Consider the following 16,161-nt stretch of genomic DNA (forward strand, 5'->3'; position numbering starts at 1 on the left):
CTGAGGCAGATTAAAGAACACACACTCTCTCTATAGCTACCTTGTGAATCAGTAACTAACAGCAGGCTCGCTTAGGTTCTCTAAATCCATGCTTTTTAAACAGCTGCTGAATGTTTAATCCCCAGTAGTGCCAAAGAGCTAGTGAGCTACTTTTCTAGAGTTGTTCGCCTTTAGCGTTACCGTAGGTTAAACAACTGTTCTCGGTTAAGCCGAATTTGCAGACGTTCACGAGACGCGTAAAGCGCGGCTTAAAGTAGGATAGCAGCTGGCGTTGCTGAGTATAACCCTAAGGAGAAATCCGGGGAATGGAAAATAGAAATAGTTTCTTTTTCTTAACGACATCAGTAGGTTACTCTCAAATAAAGCTTCCTGAGTTAAAAACTTACTCAGGATTCAGAACTTTTAAACTCAGAACTCTCTTTAGTGAGGGTATTGCATCACAAATCAACCACGAATGGTTGATTTAATTGCTTAAACATGCAGCCGTTCTGGAATAATCCCCCGTAATAATGCTCTTAAGAGCGCCAATAGCTATTTAATTTAGAAGCTCAGGTTTGCGATTTTTATTATCAGTAGCACCTTTTGAGGGTTGCAGGGGCAACAAAGGTATAACAAACCTCCAGACCTATTGGTGCTGCCAATTTTGAGGAAATTGAATGCCAAAACAAATTATCATCGCGGAGCAGCACCAAATTGCTGCTGTCTTTTCTGAAGATCAAATACAAGAACTAGTTGTTGCTACGGGTCATCACCAAATAGGTGATATCTACTTAGGAGTAGTAGAAAACGTATTGCCTGGGATAGATGCGGCTTTTGTCAATATTGGCGACCCAGAGCGCAACGGTTTTATTCACGTCACCGACTTAGGGCCATTAAAGCTAAAGCGTACCGCAGCAGCAATTACAGAACTACTAGCACCACAGCAGAAAGTTTTGGTGCAAGTAATGAAAGAGCCAACGGGGACAAAAGGCCCCCGGCTGACGGGTAATATTACCTTACCTGGACGCTACGTAGTATTGATGCCTTATGGTAGAGGTGTAAATTTATCCCGACGGATTAAAAGTGAAAGTGAGCGCAACCGCTTGCGGGCACTGGCGATTTTGGTCAAACCGGCGGGAATGGGTTTGCTTGTGCGTACAGAAGCAGAAGGCAAACCCGAAGAAGCGATTATGGAAGATTTGGAATTGCTGCAAAAGCAATGGGAAGCCATTCAGCAGGAAGCGCATTCCACCCGTGCCCCAGCACTACTCAACCGGGATGATGACTTCATTCAGCGCGTATTGCGAGATATGTACGGCGCGGATGTAAATCGGATTGTCGTAGATTCCAGTACTGGTTTGAAGCGCGTCAAACAGTACTTACAGAACTGGAGCGGAGGTCAAACACCGCAGGGATTGTTAATTGACCATCACCGCGATCGCTCTCCAATTTTAGAGTACTTCCGCATCACTGCCGCCATTAGAGAAGCCCTGAAACCGAGAGTAGACCTACCTTCTGGAGGCTACATCATCATTGAGCCGACAGAGGCATTAACCGTAATTGATGTTAACTCAGGTTCCTTCACGCGATCGGCAACAGCTAGAGAAACAGTTTTGTGGACAAACTGCGAAGCTGCAACAGAAATTGCTCGCCAGTTGCGTCTACGGAATATCGCCGGAGTGATCGTTGTTGATTTTATTGATATGGAATCACGACGCGATCAACTGCAAGTTCTCGAACACTTCAATAAAGCACTCAAAGCAGACAAAGCTCGTCCGCAGATTGCTCAATTAACCGAATTAGGTTTAGTAGAACTAACCCGCAAACGCCAAGGTCAAAACATATACGAATTGTTTGGCGAAACTTGCCCCACCTGTGGCGGTTTAGGACATACAGTGCGTCTGCCTGGAGAAATCGAAAACCGATTACCAATACCAGCAGAAACACCAGAGCGTGAACGTGAGCGTTTTGTATCCCTGCCTCACCGAGAACCACGTCAGCCATCTGCCCGCATCCCAGAACCACGAGAAACCTATGATGGATTTTCAGAAGCATTTGACGGCGACCTAGAATCGGGTAATCTAAATCTGATCAATCATCCTAGTTATCAAGACCTTAATGATAATAAGCGTCGTACCCGCACTCGCCGCAGTCGAATTGCTATCAATGGGTTAAACGGGAAAGATGAAGCTAGGGTTGTAGCCAATCCACTAGCTTTTGTCAACGAGCCAGACTTAGACCTTGATGTTGAACCAGAACTAGGAGTTGCACCAGAGATTCCCTCACCCACCCTTGGTAAACCAGGTTGGAGTGAAAGAGTAGAGCGCACTGTAGTAGATCGCACTATAGATCGGACTATAGATCGGACTGTAGAACGCGCTAAAATTATCAAGCCAGAGCCAGTCAAACCAGTGGTAGAACCACCGGAGATTAGAACTGTAGAAATGAGCCTCCAGGAACAGGATATCTTTGCCTTGATGGGAATATCTCCCTTAGTGAAGTTAGACCAAGAGGTTAAAAATACCAAGTCTGTGATTATTAACGTGATTCAGCCCGGTCAACAGCCAACAACTCCAACTGAATCAACCTCAGCAACTATTGTTCAAAAAGCAACACCTGAAATAATCCCAAGCAAGATACCAATACCAAAAGTTATTGAGCCAGAACCAAAACCTTTGATACAAGAGACAATTGAACCATCTGAGTTGACTGCTAGCCCAACGGGTAGCTTGTCTGCGAAAGCTTCCGCCAACGAAGATGAAAATGATGCCAACAGCGCCGCCACTGCTAGCCGTCGCCGTCGCCGTCGTTCCTCAGCGATCGAGGATAATTAATTTGCTTTATGGTAGAAATGTCGCCAACGCCCTTGGAACAATCCAATTGGCTGGAGTTTTCTACCTTGTCAGGGATTCCAGGGTTGGTTGCAGGTGTGGATGAAGTAGGGCGAGGCGCTCTATTTGGCCCTGTGGTGGCAGCAGCAGTGATATTACCAGATCATGCTTTGCCAATACTGATGGCAGCTAAAATCAAAGACAGTAAAAAGTTATCTAGTTCTCGTAGAACTCAGCTAGCGCAGCAGATTTGTGGGCTAGCTATAGACTGGAAAATTGGGTTTGCTTCTACTGCCGAAATTGACAAGATAAATATTTTGCAAGCGACGCTGTTAGCAATGAAGCGGGCTGTACTGAAGTTAAAAGTACAGCCTGCACTCTGCCTGGTTGATGGTAATCAGTTGATCAAAGACTTGCTATTGCCGCAACAAACAATAATTAAGGGGGACGAGCGATCGCTTGCCATTGCCTCTGCTAGTATTGTTGCCAAGGTTTGGCGTGACGATTTAGTACTACGTCTAGCATTAAAATACCCTATGTACAGCCTGGAGTGTAACAAGGGTTATGGTAGCCAGCAGCATTTGCTGGCTCTGCAACAATATGGGCCCTCGCCCCTACATCGTCAATCTTTTCGTCCTTGCCAAATCAAAATACTGAACGTTGAGTGATTAAATAATTACTCAGCATTCAGGATTGGCAATTCAGTACTGTTACCGCTAAGTCCTCTATCTTTGGTTTGTGATATTACCCAGTAACGATAATCCGCCAAAAGTTGATTTAATAACCGTTGCTTGACTGATAACAGCACACTTTTGAGCAAAGCATTGCCAGTAGTTTCTAAAATTGGCTTGGGAGTGAAAGAAAATGGCGGTGGCAAATCCACCAACACTTCTAAATCAGCCCTTCCTTGCAGGCGAGTGCCAGTGCTTAACTCTTTGGGAGACAAATGTCCTTTTAAATTGAGAGCAAAACGCTGGTTAATATACTCGAAGCCCAGGATTTCACAGCCTAGCGATCGCAAATAAATTATTCCATTTGATTCTGCCCAAACTCTCATGTCTACAGTAGGTTGAATACTCAATGACATAAAAGTTAACGGACGCATTTTCAAGCGAAATACTTCCTCAGAAAGCTGGTCAATTCTACTGTTGTCAGCCAAAGCCCTAACTAGACGTTGAGGCTGGCGCAAGTAGTGCTGAATGGGAATAGGCTGCTCTGGAACAGCGATTTCAACCGATTGGGAGGCAGTAAACCGGGTAGCCATGAGCGGATAAAAATATCTGTTTCTTAATTTTAATATTTTTTAATAAATTAAATCTGATTATTAGAAAACTATAAAATTTATTGACCATAAAAATGATTGTTGCTTATCAGCTATACATGATTAGCAAAAAGTTGGTAGGCTCATTACTATCTTTAGTTCAAGAAATATAGACTCTAATTTACTTATTGACATAAAAACAATAATATGCATCCTTCTATGGTCAGAAACCAATATAATTGCTTTTAAATCTCTAGAGAAATTTAGCAAAAAAAACTACTGGTCTGTCAAATTCATTTTGACGGTTAGGGAGACGCGATAAATCGTCGTCTCTACAGGAAATCTATCTGGTAGAAGTGCTGTTTTCTATAAATTGTTTTCTTGGATACATGTTTCGCTCTATTCGTTTAGTGCGTAAATTTTAGAGATAACAGTGTCTAGTAAGAGTAGATTTTGGATATATTAGCTAAGACCAAAATATTATAATCTCTGTTTACCGATTAAACTCGCAACTCAAGGCTAAAGGTATGACTTTATCGATCGCACATTTAGGCCCTCCCGGCACTTATACAGAACAAGCAACTGTTTTTTATGCCAACTGGCTAACTAAAAGTACGGGAGTTGAAGCTAGCCTATGTCCCTATCCCACCATCGCCCAATCACTGCACGCCGTTGCTGATGGTCAAGCCCAGATGGCTGTTGTGCCAGTGGAAAATTCTATTGAAGGGAGTGTGACTATGACACTAGATACACTGTGGCAGTTGGACAGTTTGCAAATTCAGCTAGCCTTAGTATTACCTATTGTCCATACGTTAATTTCTTGCGCGTCTAGCTTAGATAAAATTAAAACTGTTTACTCTCACCCGCAAGCTTTGGCACAATGTCAGGGATGGTTAGGGCGGTTTCTCCCGACTGTACAGATTATTCCTAGCAATTCTACAACCGAGGCATTACAGCGATTGGAGCAAGAGACAACAACGGGTGCGAATCGCTTCTAGTAGAGCAGCTCAACTCTACAACCTGCCGATCCTTGCTAGTGCCATCAACGACTATCCAGAAAACTGTACTCGTTTTTGGGTAGTAAGTCAGGGTGAAGCGATCGCTAAATATGAGGCATCCAAAGTGCCTACCAGTCATACATCACTGGCTTTTAGTATGCCTGCCAACACACCCGGAGCATTGCTCAAACCTTTGCAAATATTTGCTCAACGAGGAATTAACCTCAGCCGGATTGAATCTCGTCCGACGAAGCGATCGCTAGGCGAATACTTGTTTTTCATGGATTTAGAAGCGGATGCCAAGGAAGCACAAATGCAATCTGCTTTAGCAGAATTAACTATGCACACAGAAATTTTAAAAATTCTTGGCGCTTACAATGTTTTACCCATCAGCGCTGTTACTTTATAAGTTGGGAGAGACGCGATTAATCGCGTCTGTACAGGAGTTAGGAGTTAAGAATTATCAGTTATTAATTATCAGGTAGGGAATATAAATTATAAGTTGCCAATCTTTTATTTTTTATTTTTTATTATTTCTTCCTAACTCCTAACTCCTAACTCCTAACTCCTAACTCCTAACTCCTCACTTTTCACTAAATGTGTCTTTGAGAACAGCGCGAGCTGCCAAGTGATTCCGAGTAGAGGTTAAAATTTCCGCTTCCCGCTCAAGACGAGTTGCAGTATCTTGCATTTCTAGCAATAACTGCTGCTCTCCGGCGACACCATAAAGATTACTCGCTACCCAATAAGATAACTCTGTTGGTAGGTCAGGCAAATCTTCTGGCAGTTCGATATTTTGTTCGGTTAATTTGGCTGATAGACGTACAACATCTCGCAGTAGTTGTTCTACCTCAGTTGATAAAGGTCGCAAATCTTTAGCCGGTGCTTGGTCTTCAATCCACTCAACTAAGCCAACCATATATGGCTTTTCACGAACATACTCTAATACCCGAAATCTTTGCTGCCCTAAAGTCAACATCTTGATGCGATCATCTGGCAGCCGTTGGTGATGAACGATTTCGGCACAGCAACCAGTGTTTGCAATTGTACCTTTAACAGGATCGACCATCAAAACACCGAACCTGCGATCGCTTTCCAAAATCGTGTTCATCATGATTCGGTAGCGAAATTCAAAGATGTGCAGGGGCAATGGTCTGGTAGGAAACAGAACTACTTCGGGTAACGGGAACAGAGGTAGTTCACGAACTGCAATTTTAGAAGATGATGTCATTGTTACCTTGGTATAAACTTAATCTTTAAAATTTATTTTTCTCTGCTTTTCCCGTACTTTATCTACATTCTATCATTTGTTTCCTAGCTAAATAAAAGCCCTGAGATATATTTCTTCAGGGCAATGTAAAAATTCATACTAATATCATTTGTCTTTTGTCTTTTGCTAATGACTAATGACTAATGACTAATGACTAATGACTAAATTAAAGTTTGACTTCGATATCTACACCTGATGGTAGATCCAATTTCATCAGGGCATCTATAGTCTTAGAAGAGGGCTGGTAAATATCAATAATCCGGCGATGAGTACGGGTTTCAAAGTGTTCCCGTGAATCTTTATCTACGTGAGGCGATCGCAGCACACAATAGATCCGGCGTTTTGTTGGTAAAGGAATTGGGCCTACGGCTGTAGCATTGGTGCGGTTAGCTGTATCTACAATCTTCTCGCAAGATGTGTCTAATAAGCGTCGGTCAAAAGCTTGTAAGCGAATTCTAATTTTCTGCTGCTGTAGAGTTGCCATCTTTAATTTTCCAGGTTCTGCGTAATTAGTGAGTGGGGAGTGGGGAGTGGGGAGTGGGGGGTAGTGAGTGAGTGGGGGTTAAGGGAGACAAAATGGCTTGACTTCTTCCTACTTCCTACTCTCTATTCCCTACTCCCTACTCCCTACTCCCTACTCCCCCTTTAATTAAAAAGGAAGAGAAAGGAGCAGAGAGGCACAATAAAGACCATCTCTGCTCCTTTTTTATGAGCGAAAAGGTGCTACTTGATAATTTTGGAGACGACACCAGCACCGATGGTGCGACCACCTTCGCGGATAGCGAAGCGCATTCCTTGTTCAATAGCGATCGCGTTGATCAATTCTACTGTCATTTTGATGCGATCGCCTGGCATCACCATTTCTACTTCTTTGCCTTCATCGGAGGTGTAGGCTTTGATGGTACCAGTTACATCAGTTGTCCGCACATAGAACTGGGGACGGTAGCCAGCGAAAAATGGAGTCTTACGACCACCTTCTTTTTCTGTTAAGACATAAACCTCACCTTCAAATTCATTGTGAGGTTTAATCGAACCAGGTTTGGCGATGACCATACCCCGTTCAATATCAGCCTTCTGGATACCCCGGAGTAGCACGCCAGCGTTATCTCCAGCCATACCTTGGTCGAGACTCTTCTTGAACATCTCAATACCAGTTACGGTAGTGGCGCGAGTATCTCTGATACCCACTAGTTCAACGTTATCGCCAACTTTGACTACACCCCGCTCAATCCGACCGGTGGCGACAGTACCACGACCTGTAATTGAGAACACGTCTTCTACAGCCATCAGGAAGGGTTTATCAACATCCCGCTCAGGAGTGGGGATGTAAGAATCTACAGCATCCATCAATTCGTAGATTTTGTCTACCCACGGATTTTCACCGCGTTTGGTCTTGGGATTCTTAGTCATTGCTTCCAGAGCTTGCAGACCAGAGCCTTTGATAATGGGGATATCATCGCCAGGGAAATCGTAGCTTGAAAGCAGTTCTCTAAGTTCTAGTTCTACTAGTTCCAAGAGTTCTGGGTCATCCATCAAATCTTCTTTGTTCAAGAAAACAACCAGACTGGGAACACCTACCTGTTTTGCCAACAGGATGTGTTCGCGGGTTTGGGGCATAGGGCCATCGGTAGCAGCAACTACGAGGATACCTCCGTCCATTTGGGCAGCACCGGTGATCATGTTCTTCACATAGTCAGCGTGTCCTGGACAGTCTACGTGAGCATAGTGCCGACTTTCGGTTTCATACTCTACGTGAGCAGTATTGATGGTAATACCCCGTGCCTTTTCTTCTGGGGCATTATCAATTTGGTCGTAGCCCTTAGCTACAGCTTGACCAAGAGCTGCCAATGTCAGGGTGATGGCTGCTGTCAAGGTAGTTTTACCGTGGTCAACGTGGCCAACTGTACCGATATTAATGTGGGGTTTATTCCTTTCAAACTTTGCGCGTGCCATGAATGCTCATTTCCTTATTTTAACTAAGCGTTCCCTTTGCTTTTTGCAATGATAGTTTCAGCTACGCTGCGAGGCACCTCTTCGTAGTGGCTGAACTCCATCGTGAAGGTACCCCGACCTTGCGTTTTTGACCGGATATCAGTGGCGTAGCCAAACATACTCGCCAATGGAACTTTAGATGTTACCTTAGCGAGTCCCTTTTCGGTGCTTTGGCTTTCAATCTGCCCTCGGCGGGTGTTGAGGTCGCCAATGACGTTCCCCATATAGTCTTCAGGAACTTCAACTTCAACTTTCATCATAGGCTCTAAGATGACAGGTGAAGCTTTCAGCACAGCCTCTTTCATCGCCATTGAGCCGGCGATTTTGAAAGCCATTTCTGAAGAGTCTACATCGTGGTATGACCCATCAATTAGCGTCGCTTTAACGTCAATCAACGGATATCCAGCTAGAACACCGGATTCGCAGCTTTCTTTCATTCCTTGTTCTGCGGGGCCAACATACTCTTTAGGTACTGTACCGCCAGCAATTTTGGAAACGAATTCAAAGCCAGTACCGGGTTCTCCAGGCTCCAAATTGATCACAACGTGACCGTATTGACCTTTACCACCACTTTGGCGGATGAATTTGCCCTCAACTTTGTTCACAGCTTTCCGAATTGTTTCTCGGTAAGCTACTTGTGGCGCACCTACATTCGCTTCCACCTTGAATTCTCGTAACATCCGGTCTACTAGAATTTCTAGGTGTAGCTCTCCCATTCCCGCGATTACGGTCTGGTTTGTTTCGGGATCGACGCGGACACGGAAGGTGGGGTCTTCTTCTGAGAGAGATTGCAGAGCCTTGGACAGTTTGTCCATGTCGTTCTTGGTTTTGGGTTCAACCGCCACCGAGATCACAGGCTCAGGAATGAATAGGGATTCCAGGATTACTGGTGATCCATCATCACAGAGGGTGTCACCTGTCAAGGTGTCTTTCAATCCCAGAGCTGCTCCTAAATCACCCGCTCGCAGTTCATCGACATCTTGCCGATCATCTGCCTTCATTAGAACTAAGCGGGAAATCCGTTCTTTTTTATTCTTACTAGCGTTGAGAACGTAGCTGCCTTTTTTCAGGACACCAGAATAAACGCGAACAAATGTCAGGCGACCGTAAGGGTCAGCCATAATCTTGAATGCCAGAGCCGCTAGGGGTTCGTCGTCATCAGCCCGCCGCTCAACACTATCGCCATTGGGCAGTAAGCCTTGAATTGGCGGTACTTCACTTGGCGCTGGCAGGTAATCTACAACGGCATCCAGCATCAACTGCACGCCTTTGTTTTTGAATGCTGAACCACAAAGTACTGGTACAATCGTTCCCGCAATTGTGCCTTTACGCAGGGCAGTCCGAACTTCCTCTTCTGTTAGTTCTTCGCCCTCAAAGTACTTAGCCATCAGAGCATCATCGGTTTCCGCCGCTGCTTCTATGAGCTTGGTACGGAATTCGTCTACCTGCGCTTGCAATTCTTCCGGGATAGCGGTTTCCTGGATATCAGTACCTTGGTCATTGGCGTAAATATACGCACGTTGCCCTACTAGGTCAACGATACCTCGGAAGTCATTTTCGCTACCAATTGGTAATTGAATGGCGATCGCATTCGCCCGCAGGCGATCGCGGATTTGCTCGTGAACTTTATAAAAGTTCGCTCCGGTGCGATCCATTTTGTTGATAAAGGCGATCCGAGGAACTTTGTAGCGTTCTGCTTGCCGCCACACTGTCTCCGACTGCGGTTGCACGCCGCCCACAGAACAAAATACTGCGATTACACCATCCAACACGCGCATGGAACGCTCAACTTCAATTGTGAAGTCTACGTGACCCGGAGTATCGATAATGTTTATTTGATGATCTTTCCAACTGGTACTGATAGCAGCAGCAGTAATGGTAATTCCCCGCTCCCGCTCCTGCTCCATCCAGTCTGTGACGGCAGTTCCTTCATGAACTTCGCCAATTTTATGAATTATCCCAGAGTAAAATAATATTCTCTCTGTTGTTGTTGTTTTGCCCGCATCTATATGCGCCGCAATACCAATGTTGCGTACTTTCTCTAGCGGGATCGTGCGTGCCACAGCTACCTCCTATAGTTTTTGCCTCATGATATCTTGTATATTACTCTTTGTTAAGATTCTATACTTTTAGGGAAAACCGTCTTTTTTTGTAAATCCACGATATACCGCTTCTAGAGAGCGATATATCGCTTTTCTAGTTAGTAACGATAGTGGGCGAATGCTTTGTTAGCTTCCGCCATCCGGTGCGTTTCTTCACGTTTCCGAATCGCATTGCCAGTTTCGTTGGCAGCATCCATTAATTCATTTGCCAGTTTGCTTGCCATTGTCCGGCCTGGCCTGGAGCGGGAATATTGCACTAACCAACGCAGTGCTAGGGTAGTGCCGCGTTCTGTACGCACTTCCATTGGTACTTGGTAGGTTGCTCCACCAACTCGCCGAGCCTTTACTTCTACTAAAGGCGTGGCATTTCGCACTGCTCTTTCAAAGGTTTCTAAAGCACCAGCACCAGTGCGTTCTTCAATAGTTTTTAATGCATCATAAACAATCCGTGCGGCAAGTGATTTCTTGCCATGACGCATGATCCGCCTGATAATCATGCTCACAAGGCGACTGTTATATACAGAGTCAGACGGAACTGGGCGCCTTTGAATAACACCACGACGAGACATACTTCACCTTTAATTCGGAATTGGCAACGAAATTATATGCTATCAGACACCGGAAACTAAAAGCTGTGGAACTCAACCCTCAGACTTTCTGAATTTTGTTTTCGACTGTTGCAGCAAGGCTGACTTATTGACTGCCAATTTTGGATTAGAGTTTTTGGTAGATGTTCCGACCACAAGGATTGGAAAAAATCAAAAGTCTGTAAGCCTCATCCCCTTGTGGGTTCGACCAATCCAAAATTGTAAATCGCTCGATTTAGCTTGGTCGAAGTCTAAAATTTAAAATTCATTGACTTGCTAGCTGCAACTAAATACTTAAGGGGACAACATTCTAAACTTTAATGTCCAGATTAGAATTTTGCTGTGGGTTACAGCGTTCTCTTCTGAACTTCTACACTTGCTCGCTTAGTGTAGGTGTAGCTTGCTTGATTTTCTTTAAACAGACTTGAGCAGCTTTCATAACTACTCTTAGAACACAGACCCTGATAGTTTTTTGTCCTTAGGCACTTCTAAGGTAGGCGATTAATCGTATTGGATGCGATTAATCGCCTAATCCTATTTTTTCGCTGCTTTCGGACGTTTGGTTCCATACTTGGAACGCCCTTGTTTGCGGTCTTTGACTCCGGCTGTATCTAGAGTGCCACGGATAATGTGGTATCTCACGCCTGGTAGATCCTTAACCCGACCGCCACGAATCATCACAACTGAGTGTTCTTGTAAGTTGTGACCAATACCTGGAATATAAGCTGTGACTTCAAATCCAGAGGTAAGTCTGACTCTCGCTACTTTACGTAGAGCTGAGTTAGGCTTTTTTGGTGTGGTCGTGTATACTCTGGTACAAACTCCCCGACGTTGGGGGCATTGTTTCAGAGCCGGGGACTTGGTTTTCTGACGCGCTTGTTCGCGCTCGTTACGTATTAGCTGCTGTATTGTTGGCATGAGTTACAGCGCGTAAAGCTGCTTATATGTCTAAGTTTTAACAAATCCTAATTATATCGTTTTTTACGGGTTTATGTCAATTGTAATTTTTCCTTAATTACTTGGTCATTTTTCCTTTGTTATTGGCAAACGATCGCTAAATTTTGGACTATTGACTAGTTGTGGAGAATGAATTACCACAGCCACAGGTTGCGATCGCCTGGGGATTCTGAAAGCGAAAACCACCACCCATTAAGTCTTCTGAATAATCCACCCTCAAACCGTTGAGGTAATTTAAGCTGGCGGCATCTATGACTACTTGAAGCTCATCCAAGTCGAAAACCTGGTCGCCAACTTTTATTGCTTCATCGAAGGACATTTCATAAAAGAATCCAGAACAACCACCTGGTTTTACTGCCAATCGAAATAAGACATTTGGCTGCTGCTTGGACTTGATTCGCCCAATCTCACTCGCGGCTGCTTGACTCAGATGAATCATGGAACTCGTTTTTTACAATTGAAGACCCCATCTTCATTTTACAGACAGATGGGTTAATCTTAGCTTTTTGAAAATTCCAATTTATCGAAAGCTATGAGCGCGATCGCTATTACTACATTTATAGCACAACATGCTTTCGTCCCCACCTTAACTAGGTAGGGACTTCTGGGGTGCAGTGGTTCCCAAAGACGGTTTGCACAAAAATGTATCGCTCTTTTATGACTCTGAGGAAAGAAAAAAATGTCGGTTGGGTTGAACATTCGTGAAACCCCAACAAAACCAAGGATTTTTCGTGTTGGGTTTCGTCCCTCAACCCAACCTACCCGTCGTAAATTTATCAAACCCTTAAAAATCAAGGGTTATGATTTTTATTTAACGAGAGTAATAGAAGGGGGGTATTCAGTTTTTAGATTAGAGCTTTAATCTTTGGTACGGGCATAGTCATCTTGGTAGCGAATAATATCATCTTCTCCCAAGTATTCGCCATTTTGCACTTCAATCAACACCAAGGGGATCACACCAGGATTCTCTAAACGATGAGATGTACATTGGGGTACATAAGTTGACTCATTATTGCTCAGTAGAACTTCTCTCTCGCCACAAGTTACCCTAGCTGTACCAGATACGACAATCCAATGTTCACTGCGGTGGTGGTGCATTTGTAAACTGAGGCGGTGTCCGGGCTTAACTTCAATGCGCTTGATTTTGTATCCGCGCCCTTCTTCCAAAACTGTAAAAGCACCCCAAGGACGTAACTCAGTTGCAGCAACGCCTTTGGATGTGATAATTGAAGGTAAGTGTAGAGTCTCAGTCTGTGTAGTTTCTTGATATCGAGCCATAGTTACCTCATTTGGAGACATAACAAACCGTTGATACTCTTACTATTGATAAAAAATCTGGCGCTATCTTGCAACGTTGGAAATCAGCAATTTTGTCGCACCTTGATAAAGATAGCAAAATCAAACGTGACAGTGTAAATCATCACTCCTAAAACTCTTGCATCTACACCAAGTCTTCATCAAGCAAAATTACAGCTTGTTCAAATCTTTAAAAAATGAGTTAGGAGTTAGGAGTTAGGAGTTAGGAGTTAGGAGTTAGGAGTTAGGAGTTAGGAGTTAGGAGTTAGGAGTTAGGAGTTAGGAGTTAGGAGTTAGGAGTTAGGAGTTAGGAGTTAGGAGTTAGGAGTTATCCCCTAATCTCCCTCATCTCCCTCATCTCCCTTGTCCCCCACTCCTGACTCCCCATTCTCTACTCCCTGATTATCGTGGTTTCAGGAAAATACCAATTCCATTATGAACACGAGCAGCTGTACTAGGCGAGCGATCGAGTAGTTGTCCTCCTAAGTAAAGGCTGGTAGAACTACCTCCGTCCAAATTTAGGGCATCCACACAGCCCATCTGTTGCAGCAATTGGGCATGTTCTGCCAAATTAGGGCCATATCCGCCGGCACGATTATGTGTCGCAGTAATCATCAATGTGCCTGTTGCTGTTGTGCAAATACCGCTACGAATAGCCTTTTCGGCAATAAAGGCATTGCTGAATTTTTCGCCTTTGGCATCAACGACAATTTGACGATTTTGGACTAATAGCGGACCGGCTCCGATAATATGCGGATAACGACTAAAATTAGTGGGCGTAGTGGCACTAAAAATACTTACTGCGGTACCAATAGGTAGCTGTGAGGCAGCACTAGCAGCGTTGGCGCGTAAGGTTAGTAGGTAGCCATCCTGGGGAATGGGAACGGCCGTCTCACCAACTTTGCCGCCTGGTAACTGTTGAGTAATTTGGTCTTTCTGTACCACTAAAATAATTTCGTTATCCGTCAAGGGCGTGTAAGTTGATCCCCAAGCTGGGGTGTAACGAGCAATGCCACTTTGGACGTAGCCACTATTGAGGAACAGAATTGGTAGGCGTTGGTCATTTGCCGTAGTTAAAGTTTCTTCTAAGGTGAGACGACCGAAGTAAAATTGACCTGAATCATTCCAAGCGATCGCACCCCGGTTGAGAATGGGGCCTGATAACCACTGACCATCCCGACGAATCGCACCCAAGGGCAATTTATTATTGCGGTTAAAATAACCACCGTTAATTCCAGCTACCGCTAAGTAACGTTGTGCTGTTTGAATTAAGGGAGCAGTACCCGCAAGCCCATCAGGACTAGCCCACATAGGTTTCAGCGTTAGCCCAAATTTACGAGGATTAACTTCTAACCAAACCACAGGGAAGCGTTCTGTGCCTAAGTTGACATAATGCTGTCGCCAGCGCAATCCTGGGGCCCAAGTAATATCTCGTTCTTCTAGGGGATCGGGTCGAATATCGATAATCAGGCGATTGGGGTTAGCGACAGTACTAACTTGAGGCGATAGACCAAAGGGAACGCTCAGACTAATTATGGTTTGGTTTTTCACCACCTGCACTTGTTGAATTAGTGGTTCAGGGGCTGGTGCTGGTGCTGGTGGTATTGGTTGTGTTGGTGTAACTGGTAATAATTGTTTAAGCAAGTTTGGCAGCAATGTTGGTGGTGCTGCTGGTGCTGCTGGTGGCTGGGGGGTATAGCGTTCTATCAAAAGGGGATCGGCTATTCCATCCAGGGTAATTGTCCACTCTCTATTTGGCGGTACAGTGGATTTTGGGGTTGGTATGTCTGGATCGAGGGATGGAGTTTCAATTTTTTTAATAATTGACCCTTGTGCAACTTGCCAGGGAGTTGGATGATCTAAATTGATAAGAATCCGAGCCTGTTGCAAAGGGGCACTCGCCTCTGGAGGTTCCTGGCTCTGAACAATATTTGTAATTTGTGCTTTTGGGGTAGCAATCACCAAAATGTTGCCATTGGTTCGGATTTCCCATCCAGATGTTTGAGCAAAATTAGTAATATCCAGATAGCGATAGGCTCCTAGTAACTTGGTGGATAAAACCAGTGGCTTTGTCACCGATGAAAACCACTGTATTGGTTGCCTTGCTGAGTTACTACTGTTTAAAAAATTTACTCCAATTAATTGCCTAAATGCCCCATCACTCAGATGAGTTGTAATCCGACCAGCTTTTTCAGGTCGCTGGAACCAAGTTCCTGGTAGAGTACGACCATTCAGGGAAATTTGATTACCAGAGGATACTACGCCTGTTAAAGCAGGTGTAGGTAACTGTGAGATCAGCTCTGGTATTGATTTGGCGTTAGTAGTACAGGTAGTAGTTAAGCATAGTGTTATTAAAAATATTGGTGACACAGTAGCCCGGAAAAATCTGCGATGCCTACGGCGGGCTTTGCGATCGCCATTCCCTGATTGGCAATAATTCGGCATTTTTACCATAATTTACTAGGTTTTTTTGAAAACTATCAGCCAATGTATAAACTAACTAATTATTTGGAAATATAAAAAAAACATGAGTTTTTTTTGAAAAAATATGCTATTCTATATATTGGCTAGTTATCTCTTTTAAACCCAATCAATTTATTTAGACGCTAAAGCCACTGCAATCAAGTGTTTTAACTGGCACTAATTCTAACCACACTATACACGGTAGTTTTGATTATCAAAACTGGATTAAGATATTTGATCCTGACTGAATGTTGCTAATTCAGTAAGGTCTAGTTAATAGTAATACATGTGCCAACTGGTAAGCGGCAAAACTCTAGACAACAAAGATATTTGGGAATTGTCAAATGGGTATATATTGTAATACGCTGATTTTATTGCTGGATCAGGATAACCAAATAATTACTAATTCGTAATTAAAAGGGTAC

13 protein-coding genes and 1 pseudogene are annotated in these 16,161 nt (G+C 44.0%); 4 read left to right on the forward strand and 10 right to left on the reverse strand.

All coding sequences use genetic code 11. The annotated features are described in order from the left end of the window. The first annotated feature begins 656 nt into the window (after positions 1 to 656). Positions 657 to 2,813 (forward strand): ribonuclease E, encoded by a 2,157-nt coding sequence (gene rne / locus D1367_RS24625; protein WP_118168978.1) that lies wholly within the window; start codon positions 657 to 659, stop codon positions 2,811 to 2,813. 8 nt (positions 2,814 to 2,821) lie between these two features. Further along, entirely contained in the window at positions 2,822 to 3,478 is a 657-nt protein-coding gene (locus D1367_RS24630; protein ID WP_118168980.1) for a ribonuclease HII, read from the forward strand. A gap of 8 nt (positions 3,479 to 3,486) precedes the next feature. On the opposite strand, the gene D1367_RS24635 is transcribed toward D1367_RS24630, so the two are convergent. Beyond that, positions 3,487 to 4,074: a DUF1997 domain-containing protein gene (locus D1367_RS24635; RefSeq protein WP_118168982.1), complete on the reverse strand. Its 588-nt coding sequence runs from the start codon at positions 4,072 to 4,074 to the stop codon at positions 3,487 to 3,489. 524 nt (positions 4,075 to 4,598) lie between these two features. Here D1367_RS24635 and D1367_RS32410 point away from each other — a divergent pair. After that, positions 4,599 to 5,103: pseudogene (locus D1367_RS32410) on the forward strand (prephenate dehydratase domain-containing protein); the annotation flags it as partial. Positions 5,104 to 5,226: 123 nt separating this feature from the next. Beyond that, positions 5,227 to 5,478 (forward strand): ACT domain-containing protein, encoded by a 252-nt coding sequence (locus D1367_RS32415; RefSeq protein ID WP_244945032.1) that lies wholly within the window; start codon positions 5,227 to 5,229, stop codon positions 5,476 to 5,478. Between the two features lie 174 nt (positions 5,479 to 5,652). Here D1367_RS32415 and D1367_RS24645 read toward each other — a convergent pair whose 3' ends face one another. The 9 genes from D1367_RS24645 to D1367_RS24690 all read right to left on the reverse strand — a co-directional run bounded on the left by D1367_RS24645 (position 5,653) and on the right by D1367_RS24690 (position 15,718). Then, on the reverse strand, positions 5,653 to 6,300 hold the full coding sequence (locus D1367_RS24645) for an LON peptidase substrate-binding domain-containing protein (RefSeq protein WP_118168985.1): 648 nt from the start codon (positions 6,298 to 6,300) through the stop codon (positions 5,653 to 5,655). Positions 6,301 to 6,505: 205 nt separating this feature from the next. Then, a complete protein-coding gene (rpsJ, locus tag D1367_RS24650; RefSeq protein ID WP_017320518.1) occupies positions 6,506 to 6,823 on the reverse strand; it encodes a 30S ribosomal protein S10 in 318 nt (105 codons plus the stop codon). A gap of 239 nt (positions 6,824 to 7,062) precedes the next feature. Continuing rightward, the gene (gene tuf / locus D1367_RS24655; protein WP_118168986.1) at positions 7,063 to 8,292 is read right to left on the reverse strand and encodes an elongation factor Tu; all 1,230 of its coding nucleotides are present in this window, start codon (positions 8,290 to 8,292) and stop codon (positions 7,063 to 7,065) included. A gap of 23 nt (positions 8,293 to 8,315) precedes the next feature. Continuing rightward, positions 8,316 to 10,394, reverse strand: a complete 2,079-nt coding sequence (gene fusA / locus D1367_RS24660; protein WP_118168988.1) for an elongation factor G — start codon at positions 10,392 to 10,394, stop codon at positions 8,316 to 8,318. A 137-nt stretch (positions 10,395 to 10,531) separates the two neighbouring features. Next, positions 10,532 to 11,002, reverse strand: a complete 471-nt coding sequence (gene rpsG, locus D1367_RS24665) for a 30S ribosomal protein S7 (RefSeq protein WP_069070112.1) — start codon at positions 11,000 to 11,002, stop codon at positions 10,532 to 10,534. A gap of 552 nt (positions 11,003 to 11,554) precedes the next feature. Continuing rightward, on the reverse strand, positions 11,555 to 11,938 hold the full coding sequence (rpsL, locus tag D1367_RS24670) for a 30S ribosomal protein S12 (protein WP_045868172.1): 384 nt from the start codon (positions 11,936 to 11,938) through the stop codon (positions 11,555 to 11,557). A 148-nt stretch (positions 11,939 to 12,086) separates the two neighbouring features. Continuing rightward, positions 12,087 to 12,416, reverse strand: coding sequence for a HesB/IscA family protein (locus D1367_RS24675; protein ID WP_118168990.1), 330 nt, complete (start codon positions 12,414 to 12,416; stop codon positions 12,087 to 12,089). A 419-nt stretch (positions 12,417 to 12,835) separates the two neighbouring features. Next, positions 12,836 to 13,255: a cupin domain-containing protein gene (locus tag D1367_RS24685; RefSeq protein WP_118168994.1), complete on the reverse strand. Its 420-nt coding sequence runs from the start codon at positions 13,253 to 13,255 to the stop codon at positions 12,836 to 12,838. A 420-nt stretch (positions 13,256 to 13,675) separates the two neighbouring features. Next, positions 13,676 to 15,718: a phosphodiester glycosidase family protein gene (locus D1367_RS24690; RefSeq protein WP_118171644.1), complete on the reverse strand. Its 2,043-nt coding sequence runs from the start codon at positions 15,716 to 15,718 to the stop codon at positions 13,676 to 13,678. Positions 15,719 to 16,161 lie beyond the last annotated feature (443 nt).

Origin of the sequence: Nostoc sphaeroides (assembly GCF_003443655.1) — a bacterium.
In the GTDB taxonomy this organism is placed as follows: domain Bacteria; phylum Cyanobacteriota; class Cyanobacteriia; order Cyanobacteriales; family Nostocaceae; genus Nostoc; species Nostoc sphaeroides.

What these genes read in the sequence shown, in the direction of transcription:
- rpsJ (WP_017320518.1), bottom strand. Translation starts at nt 6,823, where the DNA reads ATGGCAACTCTACAGCAGCAGAAAATTAGAATTCGCTTACAAGCTTTT.
- D1367_RS24685 (WP_118168994.1), bottom strand. Translation starts at nt 13,255, where the DNA reads ATGGCTCGATATCAAGAAACTACACAGACTGAGACTCTACACTTACCT.
- D1367_RS32415 (WP_244945032.1), top strand. Translation starts at nt 5,227, where the DNA reads ATGCCTGCCAACACACCCGGAGCATTGCTCAAACCTTTGCAAATATTT.
- rpsG (WP_069070112.1), bottom strand. Translation starts at nt 11,002, where the DNA reads ATGTCTCGTCGTGGTGTTATTCAAAGGCGCCCAGTTCCGTCTGACTCT.
- D1367_RS24635 (WP_118168982.1), bottom strand. Translation starts at nt 4,074, where the DNA reads ATGGCTACCCGGTTTACTGCCTCCCAATCGGTTGAAATCGCTGTTCCA.
- rpsL (WP_045868172.1), bottom strand. Translation starts at nt 11,938, where the DNA reads ATGCCAACAATACAGCAGCTAATACGTAACGAGCGCGAACAAGCGCGT.
- D1367_RS24675 (WP_118168990.1), bottom strand. Translation starts at nt 12,416, where the DNA reads ATGATTCATCTGAGTCAAGCAGCCGCGAGTGAGATTGGGCGAATCAAG.
- tuf (WP_118168986.1), bottom strand. Translation starts at nt 8,292, where the DNA reads ATGGCACGCGCAAAGTTTGAAAGGAATAAACCCCACATTAATATCGGT.
- rne (WP_118168978.1), top strand. Translation starts at nt 657, where the DNA reads ATGCCAAAACAAATTATCATCGCGGAGCAGCACCAAATTGCTGCTGTC.
- D1367_RS24630 (WP_118168980.1), top strand. Translation starts at nt 2,822, where the DNA reads ATGGTAGAAATGTCGCCAACGCCCTTGGAACAATCCAATTGGCTGGAG.
- D1367_RS24690 (WP_118171644.1), bottom strand. Translation starts at nt 15,718, where the DNA reads ATGCCGAATTATTGCCAATCAGGGAATGGCGATCGCAAAGCCCGCCGT.
- D1367_RS24645 (WP_118168985.1), bottom strand. Translation starts at nt 6,300, where the DNA reads ATGACATCATCTTCTAAAATTGCAGTTCGTGAACTACCTCTGTTCCCG.